The 5,227-nt window shown below is 69.7% G+C and carries 5 protein-coding genes; all 5 read right to left on the reverse strand.

The features are described 5' to 3' along the window. The coding region (locus RMP08_RS04975) for a sodium-translocating pyrophosphatase (protein ID WP_310467887.1) at nt 1-1,930 on the reverse strand (1,930 nt) is incomplete at its 3' end. Nucleotides 1,931-2,117: 187 nt separating this feature from the next. Beyond that, nucleotides 2,118-3,086: a thiamine-phosphate kinase gene (gene thiL, locus RMP08_RS04980; RefSeq protein WP_310467888.1), complete on the reverse strand. Its 969-nt coding sequence runs from the start codon at nt 3,084-3,086 to the stop codon at nt 2,118-2,120. Nucleotides 3,087-3,093: 7 nt separating this feature from the next. Further along, a complete protein-coding gene (gene nusB / locus RMP08_RS04985) occupies nt 3,094-3,561 on the reverse strand; it encodes a transcription antitermination factor NusB (protein WP_310467889.1) in 468 nt (155 codons plus the stop codon). Beyond that, on the reverse strand, nt 3,561-4,472 hold the full coding sequence (locus RMP08_RS04990) for an alpha/beta hydrolase (protein ID WP_310467890.1): 912 nt from the start codon (nt 4,470-4,472) through the stop codon (nt 3,561-3,563). The genes nusB and RMP08_RS04990 overlap by 1 nt, the downstream gene beginning before the upstream one ends. Further along, on the reverse strand, nt 4,469-5,227 hold a 759-nt coding region (locus RMP08_RS04995; protein ID WP_310467891.1), incomplete at its 5' end, for a pirin family protein. The genes RMP08_RS04995 and RMP08_RS04990, both read right to left, overlap by 4 nt.

Genomic DNA, 5,227 nt, shown 5'->3' on the forward strand with positions numbered 1-5,227 from the left:
CGATATATTTCTTGGCATTGTCCCACGCGCCGCCGCCCGCAGTCATCGAGATGGCGACAAACAGACCGCTGACGATCACGCCGAGGAGCAGGGCGCCCAAGGCCGCGAAGCCCTGCGCCTGGCCGGCCACCGCGGTGATCACGAAATAGACCAGGATCGGCGCCCCGACCGGGAGCAGCGACGGCACGATCATTTCCTTGATCGCGGCCTTGGTGACGAGGTCGACGGTGCGCGCGTAATCGGGGCGCGACGAGCCGTCCATGATCCCGCTGTTGGTGCGGAACTGCTCGCGCACGTCCTTGACCACGTCGCCGGCGGCGCGGCCGACCGCGGTCATCCCCATCGCCCCGAACAGATAGGGCAGCAGCGCGCCGAGCAGCAGCCCGACGATGACGTACGGGTTCTCGAGGCTGAAGTTGACCGTTAGCCCGGGGAAGAACTCGCGCAGGTCGGTGGTGTAGGCGGCGAACAGCACCAGCGCGGCAAGCCCGGCCGAACCGATCGCATAGCCCTTGGTCACCGCCTTGGTGGTGTTGCCGACCGCGTCCAGCGCATCGGTCTTCTCGCGCACGCTGTCGTCGAGCCCCGACATTTCGGCGATGCCGCCGGCATTGTCGGTGACCGGGCCGTAGGCGTCCAAAGCGACCACCATGCCGGCGAGCGCGAGCATCGAGGTGGCGGCAAACGCGATGCCCATCAGGCCGGCGAGAAGGTAAGCAATAATGATCCCGGCGCAGATCACCAGCGTCGGCATCGCGGTCGATTCAAGGCTGATCGCGAGGCCCTGGATGACGTTGGTGCCGTGGCCGGTCTCGGACGCCTTGGCGATCGAGCGCACCGGGCGGTAGTTGGTGCCGGTGTAATATTCGGTGATCCAGATGATCAGGCCGGTGATCACCAGCCCGAGCAGCATGCACCAGTAAAGGTCCATCCCGGTGAAGCTGACGTCGCCCGCGGAGATCACCGCGTTTAAATCGCCGAGCGCATATTGGGTGGCGAAGAAGATCGCGATGGCCGAGGTCACGGCGGTCACGCCGAAGCCCTTGTACATCGCGCCCATGATGCTGTTGCCCTTGCCCAAGCGGACGAAATAGGTGCCGAGGATCGAGGTCACGATGCACACCCCGCCGATCAGCAGCGGCAGCGCCATCAGCGCCAGCAGGCCGTCGCCGGCGGTCTTCACCAGCAGCGCGGTGAGCACCATCGTCGCGCCGACCGTGACGACATAGGTTTCGAACAGATCGGCCGCCATGCCCGCGCAGTCGCCGACATTGTCACCGACGTTGTCCGCGATCACCGCCGGGTTGCGGGGGTCGTCCTCGGGGATTCCGGCCTCGACCTTGCCGACCAGGTCGGCACCGACGTCGGCGGCCTTGGTGAAGATGCCGCCGCCGAGCCGCGCGAAGATCGAGATCAGCGAGGCGCCGAACGCCAGCGCGACCAAGGCGTCGATGACGATGCGGTCATTGGGCGCATGGCCGCCGATCGCGATGAGGTAATAAAAGAAGCCGGCGATCGCGAGCAGCGCGAGGCCGGCGACCAGCATGCCGGTGATCGCGCCGGCGCGGAACGCCATGGTCAGGCCCTGCTGCAGGCCGACGCTGGCGGCCTGCGCGGTGCGCACGTTGGCGCGCACCGAGATGTTCATGCCGATGAAGCCGGTCGCGCCCGACAACAAGGCGCCGAGGATGAAGCCGGACGCCGACAGCGGCCCGAGAAACGCGAAGACGATTGCCGCGACGACCACGCCGACGATGGCGATGGTCATGTACTGGCGGCGCAGATAGGCCGATGCGCCTTCCTGGATGGCGCCGGCGACTTCCATCATCCGCGCGTTTCCGGCGGACGCGGCAAGCACCTGGCGGCTGGTCAGCAGGCCATAAAGCAGAGCGACGACGCCGCAGGCGATCGCGATCACAATCAGATTCATCGGTGGTATTCCCCGTTTTTCGCGGCAAACAGATGAGGCCGGCGTTGCCAAGGCAGCCGGCGCAGTGGCGCCCCTTTATGAGCGCAAAGCGCGGCTTGCAACCGTGGGGAATGCGTCAGTCGGTGGCCGGATAGGGGCGGGCGTTCAGCGCAGCAGGAGCGCGGCGACCGCGCCGGACAGCAGCCCGCTAAGGCCGATCAGCCATTGGCGCAAAGGCAATGCCGCGATGTTCATGCCCGAGGTGCTCCGGTAGCGGTACAGGGCGCCCGCCGCCGCCGACCAAGTAAAGGGGAGCGTCGCCGGCGGCGAGAGTCCCGATGCACACGAGGTTGGGCTTGGACGGTAAAGAAACACTTAACGCCGGGTCGAACTCGGGCGGGAACGCGGCGAGCAAGGCATAATCGTCGCCCCCGGTCGCCGCGAACATACGCGCCGGCAGGCCCGCGCCGCGCTCGGCGATGAACGCGCGCGACAACGGCACGCGGTCGAGGTCGATGGTCGCGCTGCACCCGCTGGCAACGGCGAGGCGCATGGTGTCGAGCAGCAGCCCGTCGGACACGTCCATCATCGCGGTGGCGTAGGGCGCCAGTGCCTGGCCCGCTTCGAGCAACGGCACCGGGCGGCGATAAATGTCGACCAGCACCCCGGTCGCCTTGGGATCCTCGAGCAGGATCGCGAGCCCCGCCGCCGAGTCGCCGAGCGTTCCGGCCAGCCACAATTTGTCGCCCGGCCGTGCCCCGCCGCGCGCCGGGGTGTTGGCGCCGGCGCGGCCGATCGCGGTCAGCCCCAACACGCGCGGCGCGCCGGGGGTGAGCGCGATCGTGTCGCCGCCGATCAGCGCCAGCCCATAGCTTTCGCACGCGGCGTCGATGCCGTCGATGAACCCGCTGTCCCACGCCCCGTCGCCGGCCAAGGTCAGCGAGAGCAGCGCGGCGGCTGGCTCCGCGCCCTTGGCGGCAAGGTCGGACAGATTGACCGCGACCAGCTTCCACCCGACGCTGGCGGGCGGGTCCTCGGGCAGGAAATGAACCCCCTCGGCGATGCTGTCGTGGGTGATCACCAGCCCGTCGAGCAGCGCCGCGTCATCGGCCAGGCCGCGCGCCGCGGGGTGGGTCGCGATCCGCCGCAGCCGCTCGATGACCTCGGCCTCGCGCATGGTGCGACTAGCTTCCCGCGGCGGCGGGCCGCGCGTGCTTGGCGATGGCGTCGAGCAGGCCGTTGACGAAGCCGCTCTCGCGCTTGTCGAAGAAGGCGTGGGCGACATCGACATATTCGGAGATCACCGTCGCCACGGGGACATCGGGGCGGGCGACCAGCTCGTAGGCGCCGGCGCGGAGCAAAGCGCGCATCGGTCGGTCGAGGCGGTCGAGGCTCCAGCCGTCGGCGAGGCGGTCGGCGATCAGGCTGTCGAGCTCGATGCGGCGGGCGTCGACCCCGGCCACGATGTCGTCGAAGAAGGCAGTTTCGGCGGCGACATATTGCGCGTCCTCGATCGTCGCGCCGAGCCGGTGGTCGTGGAATTCCTTGAGCAGCCGCGCCAGCGGCACGCGCTCCATCTCCTGCTGATAGAGCGCCTGGACCGCGGCAAGGCGCGCGGCGGAGCGGGTGCGGGAGCGGGTCGCGGTCTTCATCAGGCGCGCGCTTTAGACGCGGGCTTGCCGGCAAGGAAGGGGCCGAGCGCCGCGGCGACCTCGGCCGGCGCCTCCCACGGCGCGAAATGGCCGGCGCCGGGCAGGCGTACGATCGCCAAGTTGTCGATCAGCGCGTCGAGCCCGTCGAGCTGGACCGGCAGCAGCGCCTTGTCGCGCATCCCCCACACCACCAGCGTCGGCACGCGGATCGCGGGGAACGCGCCGAGCACCCAGTCGGGGACGGGCACGGTGACGCCCGGCGCGGGCACCACCATCGCCGAGGCGCGGTACCAGTTGAGCATCGCGGTCAGCGCGCCCGGCCGCGACCAGTCAGCAATGTAGTGCGCGCGCTCCTCGGGCGGGATCGCGGCGAGGTCGACATGCCCGCCGAAGCTTTTGTCGAAAAAGGTCTCGAACCCCATCGCCGCGACCGCAGCTTCGAACCCCGGGTTGCGGAAGGCGGTGATGTATTGCGAGCCGGCGCGCTGGTCGGCGTCCTCGACCAGGCTTTTCTGGAAAACCACCGGGTGGGGCGAGTTGACGATGGCCAGCCGCTCGATGCGCGGGTCGCCGCGGATCGCCGCCGCCCACGCAATCGCGCCGCCCCAATCGTGGCCGACCACGCCGAAGCGATCGACCTCCAGCGCGTCGGCGAGCGCGAACAGGTCGGCGAGCAATGCATCGGTCTTGTAGGCCTCCACCTCCTGCGGACGGTCTGACGCGCCGAAGCCGCGCTGGTCGGGCATGATTAGCCGCAGCTCATCCTCCAGCAGCGGCGCCAGCGCGCGCCAGGTGCGGTGCGATTCGGGAAAGCCGTGGAGCAGGATTACCGGCGGCGCGGCGGGGTCGCCGGCCAGCGCGACGTTGAGCGTGACCCCCGTCGCCAGCGCAATGCGCCGCTGCCCGGTCACGGATAGCTGACCGTGGTCGGCACCGCCGGGTAGGGAATATATTCCGCGTCGTCGCCGGGGATGGTCGGGAAGCGCTGCGCGATCCAGTCCTGCTTGGCCTGCTCGATGCGGTCGCGCGACGAGGACACGAAGTTCCACAGCACGTGGCGCGGGGTGGCGAACGCGCCGCCGCCCAGCAGCATCAGCCGCGCGGTGCCCGCGGCCGCCGTCAGCCGCGCCGCGTGGCCCGGCCGCAGCACATATAACGCGAACGGCTCGAGCGAGTCGCCGTCGAGCTCGGCCGCGCCGCCGACCAGCATCACCGCGCGCTCGTCGGCCTCGGCATCGACCGGCAGGCTCGCGCCCGCAGCGAGCTCGATATCGGCGTAGATCGTCGGCGAGTGGCAGTGAGTCGCGGCGGTCGCGCCCCACAATGTCCCCATCAGCACCCGCGCCCGCGCCCCGCCGTCCGCGACCAGCGGCAGGCCGTCCGCGGCGACATGGTCGAACGCCGGGGCGATCTCTTCCTGGCCGTCGGGCAAGGCGAGCCAGGTCTGCATGCCGTAGAAGCTCGGCCCGTCGGCGCGGCCGTCCGCCGGCGAGCGCTCGGAATGGACGATACCGCGGCCGGCGGTCATCAAATTGATCGCGCCCGGCTCGATCACCTTGCGGCTGCCCAGCGAGTCGCGGTGCTCGATCGCGCCGTCGAACAGATAGGTAACGGTGGCGAGGTTGATGTGCGGGTGCGGCCGCACGTCCATGCCCTCCCCGGGCGC

Origin of the sequence: Sphingomonas sp., assembly GCF_031426035.1 — a bacterium.
Classification (GTDB): Bacteria; Pseudomonadota; Alphaproteobacteria; order Sphingomonadales; family Sphingomonadaceae; genus Sphingomicrobium.